Here is a 14,996-nt window from a genome sequence, read left to right on the forward strand (position 1 = left end):
CATGCGCTACCGTCGCTTTGGTCGCACTGGCCTAAATCTCTCAGTGTTTTCCCTAGGAACCATGCGCTGCTTAGCAGATGCGACAACCCTGCAAGCGGTGCTGGAGCGGGCGATCGCCCACGGCATTAATCATATCGAAACTGCCGCTGCTTATGGTGCCAGTGAAGCCTATATTGGCCGTGCCCTGCGAGCCTTGGGGTATCCCAACCTTTGGCTAACCACAAAAATTTTGCCCGCTGGGGATGCACGTCATGTGCAACAGCAAATCGAGCAATCCCGGCAGCGCTTGGGGGTCGATCGGCTTGACTGCGTTGCCCTTCATGGCTTAAATACGCCGGAGCACTTGGCATGGCTCAACACTGCGGGGATGGCCACCCTGCAGCAGTATCAACAACAAGGCATCATCGGTGCATTGGGGTTTTCCAGTCATGGTTCCCTGCCTGTCCTGTTAGCTGCGATCGAAACAGGGCTGTTTGACTTTGTGAATTTACACTACACCTACTTCCAGCAACGGAATGCGCCAGCGGTGGCACGGGCTGCTGCCTTGGATATGGGCGTGTTCATTATTTCCCCTGCCGATAAGGGGGGGCAACTCTATCGGCCCCCACGCGACTTACAAGACCTCTGTGCCCCCCTCCATCCCCTGCATTGGAACTATCGCTGGCTCTTGAGTCAGCCGGGTATTACGACCCTTAGTGTGGGAGCTGCTACCGCAGACGAGCTGGCGTTTCCCTTGGCAGTGGCCGATCAGGTGGAACCCCTGAGTCCGGAAGAACAGGCAGTGGCCGATCGCCTGGCAAGCGCCATGGAGCAGGCTCTCGGGGCTGAGTACTGTCGCCAGTGCTATGAATGCTTACCCTGTCCAGAAGACATCCATATTCCCGAAGTCCTGCGGCTGCGGAATTTGACCCTAGCTTACAACATGGAGGAGTTTGGCAAGTATCGCTATGGCATGTTTGGGCGGGCGGGGCATTGGTTTCCGGGGCAACCAGCGGATCGCTGCACTGATTGTGGGGAGTGCCTGCCGCGCTGTCCCAGTAGGCTAGAGATTCCTAGACTCCTGCGGCAAGCCCATAGCCAGTTGCAAGGTCAATCTCGCCCGCGGCTCTGGCAAGGAGTCTAAAGTAAGCAGTGTCCCCAGCCGCTGCGGTGATGGTGCACACAGCAGCGGAGTAAACTACTCCCACCTAAAGCAAGGAGCTTTTAGTAGCCCTGCAGTTAGCAAGCCAACCGCGAGCCTCTGGGGTGGTTTACAACACCCCCAATCGACCGTTACCAGTGCCTTGAACAACCGTTTCTGGTGTCCGCAGTACAATTATAACCTAAAACAACTGAAGTTGCTAAAGGAGCTTTCCTCCCCGCACTGAAGTACGGGGCTTCCAGCCCTACCCGATGTGAAGGGGTTTCGCTTTGATAAGATTGTCGAATTAACTTTAATGTAATGTTAACGCTGACCCAACGTTGTTCGGAACCCTTGGCGGCTGCCCGCTGCTTACACCTTGCCCTAACGGCGGAAGAGCGGTGTCGCAGTCGTCTCTACTGCCAAAGCGAGGAGGGGCAGGCATTGTATTTGAAATTATCGCGGGGAACGATCCTGCACCCCGGAGAGTTCGTGGCGACGGACGATGGTACCGTTGTGGCCAAAGTTCTGGCCAAGCCGGAACCCACACTGCGGGTCAAGGGGGCGGATGCATTGTCCTTGCTGCAGGCTGCTTACCATTTGGGCAATCGCCATGTGCCCCTCGAGATCCATGCCAGTTATCTGCGCCTTGGGGCAGATCCGGTACTGCAAACATTGCTGGAGCAGCGGGGGCTAACGGTCACCTTTGAGATCGCTGCCTTTTGCCCCGAAAGCGGAGCCTACCCCTCCCATGCTCACGGATAGATCGCTTTTAACCCTGTTGCAGTGGGTGAGTCCAGCGCTACCCATTGGCGGCTTTAACTATTCTGAAGGGTTAGAAACGCTAGTGGCGCAGCAACAGTTAACCACGGCCAATGCCCTTAAAGACTGGCTGACCTTTGAGCTGAGGGCGGGCAGTGCCCAGTTGGAGGCTGCGGTGATGGTCAGAGCCTATCGAGCGTTTATGGCAACCGATATAGAGCGGCTGCGGTACTGGAATGCCTGGCTTTCGGCGGCGCGGGAAACCGAGGAACTGCGGGCGCAGAACTGGCAGATGGGGACGGCGTTGATAGAACTGGTACAGACCCTTGAGGGCGATCGCCTGCCGGCGGAACTGCCCACAGCGCATCCCTACCCGTGGAATACGAGTATTGCCTTTAGTATTGCTGCGGCCATGGCAGCCATTCCTCTGGAAACGGCGGTATTGGGGTATCTCCACAGTTGGTTGAGCACCCTCATTGGTGCTGGGGTAAAACTGATTCCCTTGGGACAAACGGCGGGGCAAGTTCTCCTGCGGCAGCTTCAGGGTGAGTTAGGTGCGGCTGTGCAGCAGAGTGTGCAGTGCACGGATGATGACTTAGGAAGTTGTACCCTTGGTTTGGCCTTGGCCAGTATGCAGCACGAAACCCAGTACTGTCGGCTGTTCCGTAGCTAGCTCAAGGGGAGGGGCACAATCTGGCCAAAGGCACCGAGGCTCCAAACGGTTTGGATCGGTAACTCGGTCACAAATAGGGTGGCCACCCCAAGATTATAGGCGCGAGTATGGTAAGCAATGTAGCGCTCAATCTCCTCAGCCGCCCCCACTTCTAAATCTTCGCAGGTGTCTAAGACTAACGGCGCGATCGCCGTCGTTTGCTGCATCAACTGCGGACACACTTGCGTAAGCAGAAACGTATGAATTTCTGTGGTGGCACGGCGCTGGTAATCGGCAGGGGTGGGGTTGGTGACCCCGGCGGCCACGGCGGTGAGAGCAACACCCCCAGCTAACCATGAGTAATAAGAACGTGAATTAAGAGGCAGAGCCATGGAGAAATATAAAGCCAAAATGTTACAATCAAAGACTAGCTTAAGAAGCATGGCGAGCGTAGCCAAGAGGTTAAGGCAGTGGATTGTGGTTCCACCATTCGTGGGTTCGAATCCCATCGCTCGCCCTTTCGTCTAAGTTTTTTTTGGTGTTGATGTCTCGGTCTTGTTGGCAGCGACTCTTTTGGTTGGGCCTTGCGCTGTTCTTCACCATATTTTTGGGGGCCTGTGGAGGCGATCGCCTCGTGGGCACTCCAGAGCGCGACACCATTGTCATTGGCACTACGGCTCGCCTGCGTACCTTAGATCCTGCCGATGCCTACGAAACCCTTGCCGGGTTGCTTCTTTACAATATGGGCGATCGCCTTTATACCTATGCCCCCAACAGCCATGAACTTGTACCTCAGTTAGCAACGGCGTTACCGCAGGTCAGCGCGGATGGCCTAACCTATCGGATTCCCCTACGGCGGGGGGTGCGCTTCCACGATGGTACTGATTTTAATGCAGCGGCCATGGTGTTTTCGCTGCAACGGTTTATGGACAGTGGTGGCCAACCCTCCTCGCTGTTGGCGGGTCGCGTGGCGGCCATTCGGGCACTGCGGGAGGATCTCCTTGAAATTCAACTCAAGGAACCCTTTGTAGCCTTGCCCCACCTACTGGCCTTTAGTGGCCTGTGTGCTATTTCGCCAACGGCCTACGCAGCGGCGGCGGATCGCTTTCTGCCCAACCAGTTTGTGGGAACAGGCCCTTACCAATTAGCCGCCTACGGCACCGATGGGGTGCACCTCAAACCCTTTAGGGAATACTGGGGTGATCCCCCTCGCAATCAAGGGATTCGCCTGCAAGTCTTCTCCAGTAGCGCCAATCTTTACAATGCCTTTCGCACGGGCAGTGTAGATATTGCCGCTGGAGCCTTGGACCCGAATCAAATTCGCGCCCTCACGGAGCAGGCCAGCACCCACCACTGGCAGGTGATCGCTGGCGAGGGAAATGCCATTACGGTGCTCAGCCTCAACCTGCGGCAGCCCCCTTGGGATCAGTTAGGGGCGCGGCAATTGCTAGCGGCCAGCATCAATCGCCAACGGCTGGAGGAACGGGTGTTTCTGGGGGCAGTGGATCCGCTCTATTCCCTTGTCCCTACCTTATTTCCGGTGAGTGAGCCAGTGTTTCGCGATCGCTACGGGGACGGTCAGCCCGCTACAGTGGCTCAGTGGCTAGAGGCGACTGCCGTGACGGCGGAACACCCCCTTGTCGTAAACCTGTGGTATCGCGCCAACATTCCTAGTAATGTTTTGGCGGCTACTGTTCTCAAGGCCTCCTTAGAGCGTGACTTGGGCGATCGCGTGCGGGTACAGCTCGACAGTGCTGACGCTGCCACCATTTACCGCAATCTGGACACGGGGGCTTACCCGCTGGTTATGCTGGACTGGTATGGGGATTTCTATGATCCCGATAACTATTTAGAGCCATTTCTAAGCTGCGATCGCGGTTCAGCCACAGCGGGATGCGACAGTGGTGCCAGTGCTGCTTGGGGGTCGTTCTTTTATAGTCCCCACGCCAATACCCTCATCGCTGCCAGCCGTCGTGAAACGAATCCCCAGCGGCGAGATGAGCTATTGCGCCAACTGCAAGTTCTAAATGCTGAGGCCGTGGCCTTTATCCCCTTGTGGCAAAGTCAAACCACCCTCTTTGCCCAGCCTAGCATTAGCGGTCTGGCGCTGGATGTGAACCAGTACTTCTCCTTTGCCCTCCTCCAAAACGCTCAATGACTCCTGCAAAAGAACGCCTCGATGTCCTTTTGGTAGAACGGCACCTGTGCGAGAGCCGCCAACAAGCACAACGTTGGATTCGGGCGGGCGACGTGCAAGTGAACCACGTTCCCATTGACAAGCCGGGCACATTAGTGGCGATCGATGCCACAATTCAGATCAAGGCGCGATCCCCCTACGTGTCGCGAGGGGGTGAAAAACTAGCCCATGCCCTAGAGACCTTTGCCATCGTGGTGCGCGATCGCGTGTGCCTTGATGGTGGCATTTCAACCGGCGGCTTTACCGACTGTTTGCTGCAAGCAGGGGCAAAACGGGTCTATGGCGTTGATGTGGGCTACGGCCAAGTTGCTTGGCAACTACGCCAAGACCCACGGCTTGTGCTTAAAGAGCGCACAAATCTGCGCCATCTCACTGCGGCAGACCTCTATGCCCCTGAGGATCCGCGTCCGGATCTGGGGGTTGTGGATGTCTCCTTTATTTCCTTGGCCAAGGTTCTACCGGCTCTTTGGCACCTATTGCTGCCCCCGCGAGAATTAATTGCGCTGATTAAGCCGCAGTTTGAAGTGGGGCGCGATCGCCTCGGCAAGAAGGGAGTGGTGCGCGATGACCAAGCACGGCGCGACGCTGTGGCTCAGGTCATTGCAGCGGCGGTAGAACAAGGATGGACGTGCCTAGGGCTGACCCCATCCCCCCTTTTAGGCCCTGCTGGCAATCAGGAGTTTCTGGCGCATTTTCGCCAAGCTGCTTAGCTTTGGGGGCTAGGTACAGGGATGGAGATCGGGGCAGCTGACGTCGGTAATTGGTTGACTTTATTGCTGACAGGCACGGGTGGGGGTACCTCTTGGGTGCTCACCGAGGTAGGGGCTGCACCCGTTGCCGCTTCCCAAGAATCGTTTGTGAAGTAAACATGGCCGAGAACCCGCCCTTCGTAGGTACGCCGGGTTAGCCGCCAGCCCGGCTCCAAGATAAATTTCAGAAATTGCCCCTCTTGCATACCATAGGTGCGGCCAATCACCATTGCAGGCCCACCCCGGTGGCTGCTGCCCACAAGAACGAGTTCACCGTTGCCTTGCTCAATGCGTAGGCCGTACTGCAACCCCAAGTCCTGCTGGGCAACGCGAATGGAATAGCCATTACTGTCGGTAGCACGGCCACAGATCCCCGTAAAGTCAAAGGTGGTCAACAGGGGATCCACAACGATGGGATTGCTCCCAGATTCACTCCAGCAGGGACGTGTATTTTTGATTTGCTCCACAACTAACAGACGATAGCCCCCGCGGGCAATCGGAACTGCCATGACAACATAGTTCGACTGCTCCACCTCCGTTTGGGTAAACATTCCTGCTTCAGCCGGCTGGGGAACAGCCGCACCAAAACAAGCCATCATTAAAATGCCTAAGCCCAGTTTTTGCAAGCGTTTCATCGGTCAACTCCTCAAAACGTCTAAACGGCTCTGCTGTGTTCTTGCTGCAGTTATTGCTGGTTGGACGGTCTCATTGATCGTACTGTTCCTTACGCGGGGGAGCGAGAGCCTATGAGCATTTCATCAGCATTTTTTATAGGAGTGATGTGGGCGGGCTAAAACCCCTCCGCTTTAGCGAGGGGATACAGCCAACTCAGGGGGCTTTAGCCCTCTCTATGTGTTAAACTATAGACGTGGAAAGTAGACGTATCAACTACGCGAAGAAACATCCTAGTACGGAGAAATCCCGGCACGTAAGTCACTACCGCTTTGGCGGCAAGCCTAAACCACTGCAAGCAATGGCAGGATGTTGAGCGTATCGAACTGGCTAGTGTTGAAAAGTGCGAAACCACGAACCGAAACATAAACGTAGTCCCAATAGCAGAGATGCTTGAGGTGAGTAGGGGGTCTTTGACTGCCCCCACCCGCATTAAGTTGTGGGTGACAGCTCAAGGGAAAAGCGAAGCAATGCGGCTTCAGCCCGTTGCGTAGCATCCTTTGGGAATCCCCTCTCTTTCAAGGAGGAGAGAAGTCAATTCAGCATAGGAATGTATCGAGGACGCACAACAACGACACTTTAGATACTGGCTAAAAGGGAAAATGTTAGTATCGTTCCAATCTTACCCCTTGGGTTCTGGCTATGCCCCCCATCTACTTAGATGGACTGGCCACAACGCCTGTTGATCCGCAGGTTCTGGCAGCAATGCTGCCCTACTTTAGCGATCGCCCCGGAAATGCCAGTAATAGCGCCCATGCCTACGGCTGGGAAGCAGCGGCGGCGGTGGAAGTGGCGCGGCAGTATTTGGCGGCAGCCATCAATGCCGACCCGTCAGCCATTATTTTTACCAGTGGTGCCACCGAAGCAGATAACCTTGCCCTGAAAGGGGTGGCGGAGGCCTACTACAGCCATGGTCGCCATATCATTACGGTGCAGACAGAGCACAGTGCGGTACTGGCTCCCTGCCGTTATCTAGAGTCTGTGGGGTTTCGGGTCACCTATTTGGGGGTGAATGCCCACGGTCATATTGATCTGGAGGCTCTCGAAGAGGCGTTTGCTGCCGATACGATTTTAGTGTCGGTGATGGCTGCCAATAATGAAATTGGGGKGGTGCATCCCTTGGCGGAGATTGGTCGCCGCTGTCGCGATCGCAATGTGCTGTTTCATTGTGATGCCGCCCAAGCCCTTGGCAAAGTTCCCTTGGATGTTCAGCAGATGCACATTGATCTGATGTCGCTGACGGCACACAAGCTCTATGGCCCCAAGGGAATTGGTGCGTTGTATCTGCGGCGCGATCGCCCTAGGGTGCAGTTAGCCCCCCAACTCCACGGCGGCGAGCAGGAGCAGGGATGGCGATCGGGTACCCTTGCTACCCCGCTCATTGTTGGCTTCGGTGAGGCGGTGCGCTTAGCTCAGTCCCGCTTCACCGCGGATATGGCTCACCTGCGCCATCTCAAGCAGCATCTCTGGCTGGGGCTTTCAGCCCTAGGGGAGGTCTATTTGAATGGTGACTTAGAGCAGAGCTTGCCCAACTGTCTGAATATCAGCATCGGCGGTGTTGACGGCAGTGCCCTGCTGCGAGCACTGTATCCCCACGTTGCCCTGTCCTCTGGATCCGCCTGTAGCAGCGCCAAAGCTACCCCCTCCCATGTATTACTGGCCTTGGGGCGATCGCCCCAACTCGCTCGGGCAACGCTCCGCTTTGGCTTACTGCGAACTACCACCCTAGAAGAGATCAATCAGGTGATTGGCTACGTGACGGAATGCGTGCAGCACCTACGGCAATAGGCAATACGCTATGAAGCGTGAGAAAAAAGTTGATAACCCATAATATTTTTCACATTTCTTAATAAAAATGCATTTTTTGTATTTCTTTACAATGTCTGTAAATGCTTACTATCACAGCACTTTAGTGATCTGGGTCACAGCTGATCCCCGGTCTGCGTAGAATTACGGATGATCCCCAAGTAACGGATTTCTTAGAATTATTACATTAGTAAAACTAAGCCTTAACTTACGGTTATAGCTCTTGCAATCCTTGGCTTTAGCACCTGCAAAGGGTGTGGGGTTACATCGAGCGATAATCTTCGTTTTTACATCAGTTAAGTACCAATGAATCGGGGGATTATCAATGACCAAGCTGTTGCCAGTTACTGCCTACACCATTCGCCGTTTGTTGCGGCAGTACCAAGGACAACTCCGATCTGTGGTCGCAGAGGGGGCGTGTCTGGTCGCTGATCCTGAAATTGACCTCAATGCCGTTCTTGAAAGTCTGTACTTAGATGAGGACGAAATTCGGGTTCAAGTTGCAGAAATTGAGAAGTTGATGATGACGTATCAGTTGCTCTTAAAAGCAGGTGCAAAAGAGCAGGCTACGGCCACAGAGGATCAAATTCTCTGGATTTTAGGGTTAAAACGCATCACCACGAAAACCACCAAGGCAGCTCCAGCCATGCCACAGATGATGGCTCTGAGTGTCTAACCACTGCGCAGGATAACCCGCTGATTTTGGCGAGCGACTAGGGAGAGGGTGAGCGGGCCTGCGGTATAGACGGGCGTGGGGGTGACCGCGCTAATATCGACAGTGCCCTGATAATCTTTGAGATCCAAGATGAATTTCACCAGTTCAATCTGCCGGAAGGAGCCAACGCTGCCGGTGACAGGATCTGGGAGAACGCCGGAGGAAATAGCCCGCTGATTGCTGACGGTAAACAACTGATCGAGCCGTTGAAAAATCTGTTCGTCGGTCATTTGGCTCGGATCAAAGGAGATGGTGGCCAAGTTCTCGCCTTCGCGAAAAACCTCTTGGTTGCGAGCCACTTGCGGCACAACTAAAATGTTATTTTCCCCCTGTAAATAGTTGGCAGCAGCTAGAATTCGCACGACGTAGGGCTGACCGTCACTAATTTGGGCACGGAGGCGATTAATGTCGGCCGCGGTCACCTGAATCACCTGATCAGTGGGTCTCAGGTTTTGGGGATTATTCAGGACGATGGCATTGCGGCGTGCCTCCCGTAGCAGCTGCTCAATGGCTTTGGTGGCTTGGTCGCGATCGCTGACGTTTTGAATGACTGCCGAGGCAAGCACCTGGCCCGTGCGAATAGACACCGTGCCCCGCCGTAACCCCAGCAACAAAATATTGACATTTTCCTCTAGGCGTTGGCGACTGGCTTCGAGGGCAGCAATTTCCTGTTGAAGGGTGCGCTGCTGATCCCGTAGCACCTGCTGCTGTTGGTTAGCCACCGCCAGTTGATCTTGAATACGGTCAATTTCCGCTTGGAGGCTGTTTTTCTGCGACTCCACCTCGGCCAACCGCTCTTGGGCGGTGCGAATTGCGTTTTCTAAGGCTATTTTTTGACCGGCCACATCGCGCAGGCGACCCTGAATGGTGTCTCGCTCCTGTTGCAGGCGTTGAATTTCCTGCCGCAGTTGTGCCCCTTGGGCTTCAAACTGTTTGAGTTCAGCTTGGGCAGTGGTGTAGCGGTTTTGCAGTTGGTTGAGTTCTGCCTCGGTGAGGGTTTGGCGGTTAACCGCCTGCTCTAAAATTTGATTGGTTTGGCCAAGGCGTTCGCGAACCGTGGCAAGTTCTACTTGGGATTGGGCCAGCTCGGCTTCAATGGCTTCTTTTTGGGCGCGGGTCTCTGCCAGTTCCCGTTCCGCTGCCTGCTGTTGCTTGCGAATCGTGCCAATTCGCAATAGACCATCCTGTAGTTCCCGACTGAGGGCAAAGAGTAAGGCTAAGGTAGAGGCGGAAATTAGGCTGCCGGTGAGAATGGTAATCAGCACGGCTGTTTGCCGTGGGCGCAAATTAAACAAACTCAGGCGCGCTTTGCCCACCTTGGAACCCAGCCGATCGCCAACGGTTGCGATCGCGCCGCCTAAAACAATAACCGCTAAAACCAAAACGTACCCAGCCATACAGGGTGTTGCTGCTCACTCCCCAACTATACATTACGTAACAAAGGTAACAAAGGTAACAACGGCAGAACTCCAGTGGCCAGTGGAGGTCAAGTAGGCTACCCTCGATGGCCAAGCATTCTCACCGTTATCGGACTACCACTTCTAGCGTATGCGGTTAGAGAAAATGCGATAAACTTTTGTGAGATCAAATTGCCATGGCCAATGTTGCAAATTGCCACTTGGAATGTCAACTCAATTCGCACTCGCCTTGACCATGTGTGCCAATGGTTAGACGCTACGGGCGTGGACTATTTGTGTTTGCAAGAGACAAAGGTGGTGGATGCTGAATTTCCACGGCACGCTTTTTTAGAGCGAGGCTACTTTGTCTATTGTAGTGGCCAAAAGGCGTACAATGGTGTCGCCATTATTAGTCGTCAGCCCTTGGCCGCAGTGGAAGCAGGCTTTGCCCCCCAACTGCCCACCCAGGCTGACCTAGACGACCAGAAACGATTGATCCGCGCCCAACTGTCCCCCGACCTCACCTTGGTCAATGTCTATATTCCCAATGGCGGCGAGTACGATAGCGAGAAATACCACTACAAGCTCCGCTGGTTACTCGGCTTGCATGCCTACCTTGCACAGCTTCAGGGAGAGGTGATCCTCTGCGGTGATTTTAATATTGCACCCGAAGACAAGGATCTGTTTGACGCCAGCGATCGCGCCACAAAGGTCGGTGCCACCGATGCCGAGCGGGAACAGTTGGCCGCCATTCGTGCCTTGGGGTTCTGCGATGCCTTCCGCCACTTTACCGATGCCGCTGGCCATTATTCCTGGTGGGATTATCGGGCGGGGGCGTTTCGCCGCAATCATGGTTGGCGCATTGATCACCTGTACATCACCACCGGTCTGAAGCAGCGAGCACAGGCGTGCCGGATTGATGTGGCACCGCGCCGCCTACCTAAACCCAGTGATCATGCACCGGTTATTTTAACAATTGAATAACTGCCGGACGGTTTCGCTCTCGAGCCATCTAGAAAGCTGTGTGAGTCCTTGGGAATAGGTTAAATCAAAGGTCAAGGGTGTAATGCTAATGAGGTTTTGGGCGATCGCCTCCACATCGGTGGGGAGTTGATCTGGATCTTGGGGATATTCTTCTACCACCTCTCCCGCAAGCCAGTAGTAAGTTTTCCCGCGGGGGTCAACCCGCTTCTGAAACAAATCATGGTAGCGGCGAATGCCTTGGCGGGTAATGGCCACCCCCGCAATCTCACTGGCGGGCAGGGCAGGCACATTCACATTCAAGAGCATTTTCGGCGGCAGAGGCACTGACGACTCTAAGGCTTTTAATAAATGACAGGCAAAGTCCGCAGCGGGCTGAAAGTCATGGACGGTAAAGCTGGTCAGGCTCATGGCAATGCTGGGGATGCCCTCAATCACCCCTTCCATCGCCGCGGACACCGTCCCCGAATAGAGAATATCGGTACCGAGATTTGAGCCTTGATTAATCCCCGACACCACAAAATCCGGCAGTTCCTGTAGCAACGCCCCTAGCGCCAATTTAACGCAATCCGACGGCGTCCCTGAGCAGGCCCAGGCCTGAATACTCGGATGAAAGCGATCGCGAACCACTTCAGCGCGGATGGGGTCAAAAACCGTCAAACTATGACCGGTGGCCGATCGCTCACGATCGGGGCACACCACACTCACATCATGACCGGCGATCGCCAACGTATCCGCAAGGCAACGGATACCGGGGGCAAAGACCCCATCATCATTGGCAATGAGTAAACGCATTGTTGCCCCCTACACCGCAAAAGGTTACAGTTGATTGCAAATTGCAGCACACTTCCTGAGAAATGTTAACCTCTAAAAGGGTCAGGTTGCTAACTGTCCCGCGTTAACTGCCGAGCACACGATTCATTCACTGCTTTCCCTAGCATCTTTTGATGTTTTCATGGTCAGCACTGTTGAACATAAGCGTAAGGAGAACACTGTGTCTGTGCATCAAACCCATCCGCTGCTCCGCGAAGATTTGAGTGAGTACGTTGCCCACCTGCAACTGCACATGGCACTCCAAGCTCGTAATCTGGTTCCGGCGCTCAAGCACACAACCGATAGCCGCGAGCAACTGCTCCATCAAACCCAAGCCACCTTTGAAAAGCACGTTTCCCGCCAAAGTTACGCGAGCTAGCCTACAGCAGGTGGATATGTCTGGGGCGCGCCCATGCTGGTGAATGTCCCTTTTTTCTATAGTCACGAAGAAACGAACTGTGCCTGCTTACTCCTCCATGGGCTGGGTGGGGGTGCCTACGAACTACAGCTTTTAGGCCAAGCCCTCTACGAACAGGGGTTTACAGTGCGGGGGATTCTTTATCCGGGGCACGATCGCCCCGCTGAGCCGATGCCTCCCTCCACGTGGCCAGAGTGGTACGCTGCCGCCCTAGCAGCCTTTAGGGAACTCCAGAGCCATTTTCAGACCATTGCCGTCATTGGCTTTTCGACAGGGGCAACCTTAGCCTTACATTTAGCCCACAGCCAGCCAGTGACAAAGCTAGTGCTGCTGTGCCCCTTTTTGCGGATTTATCGCCCGTGGTTTGCCCCCCTGCCAGCAGAACCGCTGGTCAAGGCCATTGCCCGCTGGGTACCGCACCTGCCGCGCCGCGCCCTCCCCCTGCGGGATCCCCAGATGCGCCAACAGGCAGAAGCGGCGGCATTTTTCAAAAGCTTTAACCTGAGTGCCGTGGGTAGCGCCCTTGACCTTATTGCCCAAGTTGAGACGGAACTGCCGACAATTACCACCCCCACGCTGATCCTGCAGACCCTCGCCGACAGCACGGTTGACCCGCAAGGCGCACAGCAGATCTATGACCAATTAGGGAGCGCCCACAAGGAACTGTACTGGCTACAGCGCTCTAATCATTTGATTCCCTTAGATTATGAACGAGATGACGTGATCGCCAAAGTGGCGAAATTTTTGGGAGCTTGACTTCTCTCCTCCTTGAAAGAGAGGGGATTCCCAAAGGATGCTACGCAACGGGCTGAAGCCGCGTTGCTTCGCTTTTCCCTTGAGCTGTCACCCACAACTTAATGCGGGTGGGGGCAGTCAAAGACCCCCTACTCACCTCAAGCATTTCTGCTATTGGGACTACGTTTACGTTTCGGTTCGTGGTTTCGCGCTTTTCAACACTAGCCAATTCGATACGCTCAACATCCTGCCATTGCTTGCAGTGGTTTAGGCTTGCCGCCAAAGCGGTAGTGACTTACTTGCCGGGATTTCTCCGTACTAGGATGTTTCTTCGCGTAGTTGATACGCCTACTTTCCACGTCTCTAGTTTAACACATAGAGAGGGCTAAAGCCCCCTGAGTTGGCTGTATCCCCTCGCTAAAGCGGAGGGGTTTTAGCCCGCCCACATCACTCCTATAAGGGATGCACTTGATCCCTCTCATCGCAAGTCACACTCAAGTCTGGATAGGTATAGTTAGTTGTATGGAGAATATTAACCTTCAAATCGGAATTGAACACACGGCATTTACTGCCGCGCAAGTGGGCTTTGATCAACCCTGCAATATTTAATTTAATCGCGCTATGATTTTGCGTGCCGCCAGTCATCGCATACACTTGGCCATCGATCAGTTCGTGCTTTTCTAGCTGGTGTTCTTCCCAAGCAAAATACTCTTCAGGGGTAAAGTACCGCTGCTGTTCTTTGGCTGCAACCATAAGAATCTCTAATCCTAAAGCATTAATATCAGCCTAAACCTCATGGCTTAGCCCCTGCAAATGCTCTCGACGGTCATGCTGTGCCACACCGTAAACACGTTCTACACCGTGTATTCAGAGCCAAGGTTGGCAAGTTATTTTCTAGCCTGTTTTATTCCTAGCAAAAAATCTAGAGTATGCTAGCGCATCGCTTCGAGCAGAACGTTGATCGCCATCACCGCAGAGGAACTGCTTGCCGTTTACAATCGTCCTAACGTTGTGGTTTTGTGAGTTAGGGCATATGTGGTATTCACGGGTCGGCATGGGCGCGATCGCCGCTGCCAGTATTTTAGTGGCACCCCTCCCCACTTGGGCGCAGGTGCAACCCTTGAGCGGAGAGCGCATTAACGAAATTGCTCGCAACATTACCGTACTGATTGTGGGCAAAGACTCCCACGGCTCTGGTGCCATTATTTCCCGCTCAGGTTCCACCTACTATGTTCTCACCGCCAAGCATGTGGTGAATCGTAAGGATAATTATCGGGTGATTCCCGTGGATCAACAAGCCTATGCCATTGATTTCAAAACCATCAAGTTCTTACCCAACAGCGATCTGGCGGTTGTCGAGTTTACCAGCGATCGCACCTATGACGTTGCCACCCTCACTAACTCCGATCTAGCCAAAGAGGGGGCGCAGGTATTTATTTCTGGCTGGCCGCAGCCGGGTGGCAGTGGTCAACTGGTGCGCCAGTTTACGGATGGCCGCATTTCTGGCTTTTTAATTGAGCCGATTGACGGCTACAAGATGATTTACACCAACGTTACACGGCGGGGGATGAGTGGCGGGCCGGTGTTGGATGGCGCAGGTCGGGTTGTGGCGGTGCATGGACTAGGGGACACTGAAGACCCCCGTACCCTTGAGCGCCAAGGGTTAAGTCCCGAAGCAGCCTCCAGCATTGCTAGCCTCATTAAACCGGGGTTTAACTACGCCATTCCCATCAATACCTTTTTGACCAGCGCCCCAGCGGCAGGGTTATTTTTGTCCCTTCAGGTAGATAATCAGGTGCTTGCTGACACCAGTGCACCAGTGGTGGTCACGCAGCCCGCTCAACCCGACAGTCGCGATCGTATTGAGAACATTAATTCAATTCTGAATACGGTGAATACGGGTGTTGGGGTGATACGCAGTATTTTTGGCTTCTAGTGTCCCTGTTGAAAAATCAATCAGTGGATGCTGTTATTGTTGA

The 14,996-nt window shown here is 54.3% G+C and carries 16 protein-coding genes and 1 tRNA gene; 12 read left to right on the forward strand and 5 right to left on the reverse strand.

Annotation, left to right across the window (positions count from 1 at the left end; translation table 11 throughout):
- The first annotated feature begins 1 nt into the window (after nt 1).
- From L5470_RS00340 to L5470_RS00350, 3 genes are all read left to right on the forward strand, one after another.
- Nucleotides 2–1,123: an aldo/keto reductase gene (locus L5470_RS00340; RefSeq protein ID WP_448527775.1), complete on the forward strand. Its 1,122-nt coding sequence runs from the start codon at nt 2–4 to the stop codon at nt 1,121–1,123.
- Between the two features lie 318 nt (nt 1,124–1,441).
- Entirely contained in the window at nt 1,442–1,885 is a 444-nt protein-coding gene (gene ureE, locus L5470_RS00345) for an urease accessory protein UreE (protein ID WP_499497442.1), read from the forward strand.
- The gene (locus tag L5470_RS00350; protein WP_499497444.1) at nt 1,872–2,555 is read left to right on the forward strand and encodes an urease accessory protein UreF; all 684 of its coding nucleotides are present in this window, start codon (nt 1,872–1,874) and stop codon (nt 2,553–2,555) included. The genes ureE and L5470_RS00350 overlap by 14 nt, the downstream gene beginning before the upstream one ends.
- Here L5470_RS00350 and L5470_RS00355 read toward each other — a convergent pair.
- Nucleotides 2,552–2,926: a DUF4359 domain-containing protein gene (locus L5470_RS00355; RefSeq protein ID WP_499497446.1), complete on the reverse strand. Its 375-nt coding sequence runs from the start codon at nt 2,924–2,926 to the stop codon at nt 2,552–2,554. The genes L5470_RS00350 and L5470_RS00355 overlap by 4 nt on opposite strands.
- A 52-nt stretch (nt 2,927–2,978) precedes the next feature.
- Here L5470_RS00355 and L5470_RS00360 point away from each other — a divergent pair.
- From L5470_RS00360 to L5470_RS00370, 3 genes are all read left to right on the forward strand, one after another.
- Nucleotides 2,979–3,051: transfer RNA gene (locus L5470_RS00360), tRNA-His, on the forward strand.
- A 90-nt stretch (nt 3,052–3,141) separates the two neighbouring features.
- On the forward strand, nt 3,142–4,692 hold the full coding sequence (locus L5470_RS00365) for an ABC transporter substrate-binding protein (protein WP_499497448.1): 1,551 nt from the start codon (nt 3,142–3,144) through the stop codon (nt 4,690–4,692).
- The gene (locus L5470_RS00370; RefSeq protein WP_499497450.1) at nt 4,689–5,441 is read left to right on the forward strand and encodes a TlyA family RNA methyltransferase; all 753 of its coding nucleotides are present in this window, start codon (nt 4,689–4,691) and stop codon (nt 5,439–5,441) included. The genes L5470_RS00365 and L5470_RS00370 overlap by 4 nt, the downstream gene beginning before the upstream one ends.
- On the opposite strand, the gene L5470_RS00375 is transcribed toward L5470_RS00370, so the two are convergent.
- Entirely contained in the window at nt 5,438–6,115 is a 678-nt protein-coding gene (locus tag L5470_RS00375; protein ID WP_499497452.1) for a DUF3747 domain-containing protein, read from the reverse strand. The two genes, L5470_RS00370 and L5470_RS00375, sit on opposite strands and share 4 nt — an antisense overlap.
- Before the next feature lie 679 nt (nt 6,116–6,794).
- Between L5470_RS00375 and L5470_RS00380 the strand changes: the two genes are divergently transcribed.
- On the forward strand, nt 6,795–7,940 hold the full coding sequence (locus tag L5470_RS00380) for a cysteine desulfurase family protein (protein ID WP_499497454.1): 1,146 nt from the start codon (nt 6,795–6,797) through the stop codon (nt 7,938–7,940).
- A gap of 343 nt (nt 7,941–8,283) precedes the next feature.
- Nucleotides 8,284–8,634, forward strand: a complete 351-nt coding sequence (locus L5470_RS00385) for a hypothetical protein (protein ID WP_499497456.1) — start codon at nt 8,284–8,286, stop codon at nt 8,632–8,634.
- On the opposite strand, the gene L5470_RS00390 is transcribed toward L5470_RS00385, so the two are convergent.
- Nucleotides 8,631–10,070, reverse strand: a complete 1,440-nt coding sequence (locus L5470_RS00390) for a DUF3084 domain-containing protein (RefSeq protein ID WP_499497458.1) — start codon at nt 10,068–10,070, stop codon at nt 8,631–8,633. The two genes, L5470_RS00385 and L5470_RS00390, sit on opposite strands and share 4 nt — an antisense overlap.
- Nucleotides 10,071–10,277: 207 nt before the next feature.
- Here L5470_RS00390 and xth point away from each other — a divergent pair, with 207 nt between their 5' ends.
- Nucleotides 10,278–11,054: an exodeoxyribonuclease III gene (xth, locus tag L5470_RS00395; RefSeq protein WP_499497943.1), complete on the forward strand. Its 777-nt coding sequence runs from the start codon at nt 10,278–10,280 to the stop codon at nt 11,052–11,054.
- Here xth and surE read toward each other — a convergent pair.
- Nucleotides 11,040–11,846, reverse strand: a complete 807-nt coding sequence (gene surE, locus L5470_RS00400) for a 5'/3'-nucleotidase SurE (protein ID WP_499497460.1) — start codon at nt 11,844–11,846, stop codon at nt 11,040–11,042. The two genes, xth and surE, sit on opposite strands and share 15 nt — an antisense overlap.
- A gap of 199 nt (nt 11,847–12,045) precedes the next feature.
- Here surE and L5470_RS00405 point away from each other — a divergent pair, with 199 nt between their 5' ends.
- A complete protein-coding gene (locus L5470_RS00405; RefSeq protein WP_499497462.1) occupies nt 12,046–12,243 on the forward strand; it encodes a hypothetical protein in 198 nt (65 codons plus the stop codon).
- A gap of 33 nt (nt 12,244–12,276) precedes the next feature.
- On the forward strand, nt 12,277–13,038 hold the full coding sequence (locus tag L5470_RS00410; protein WP_499497464.1) for an alpha/beta hydrolase: 762 nt from the start codon (nt 12,277–12,279) through the stop codon (nt 13,036–13,038).
- A gap of 432 nt (nt 13,039–13,470) precedes the next feature.
- On the opposite strand, the gene L5470_RS00415 is transcribed toward L5470_RS00410, so the two are convergent.
- Nucleotides 13,471–13,770 (reverse strand): Uma2 family endonuclease, encoded by a 300-nt coding sequence (locus tag L5470_RS00415; RefSeq protein ID WP_198405971.1) that lies wholly within the window; start codon nt 13,768–13,770, stop codon nt 13,471–13,473.
- Between the two features lie 280 nt (nt 13,771–14,050).
- Between L5470_RS00415 and L5470_RS00420 the strand changes: the two genes are divergently transcribed.
- Nucleotides 14,051–14,953, forward strand: a complete 903-nt coding sequence (locus tag L5470_RS00420) for a S1 family peptidase (protein ID WP_448514931.1) — start codon at nt 14,051–14,053, stop codon at nt 14,951–14,953.
- Nucleotides 14,954–14,996: the final 43 nt, after the last annotated feature.

It is taken from the genome of Synechococcus sp. PCC 6717 (genome assembly GCF_022698185.1).
Lineage (GTDB): Bacteria > Cyanobacteriota > Cyanobacteriia > Thermosynechococcales > Thermosynechococcaceae > Thermosynechococcus > Thermosynechococcus lividus.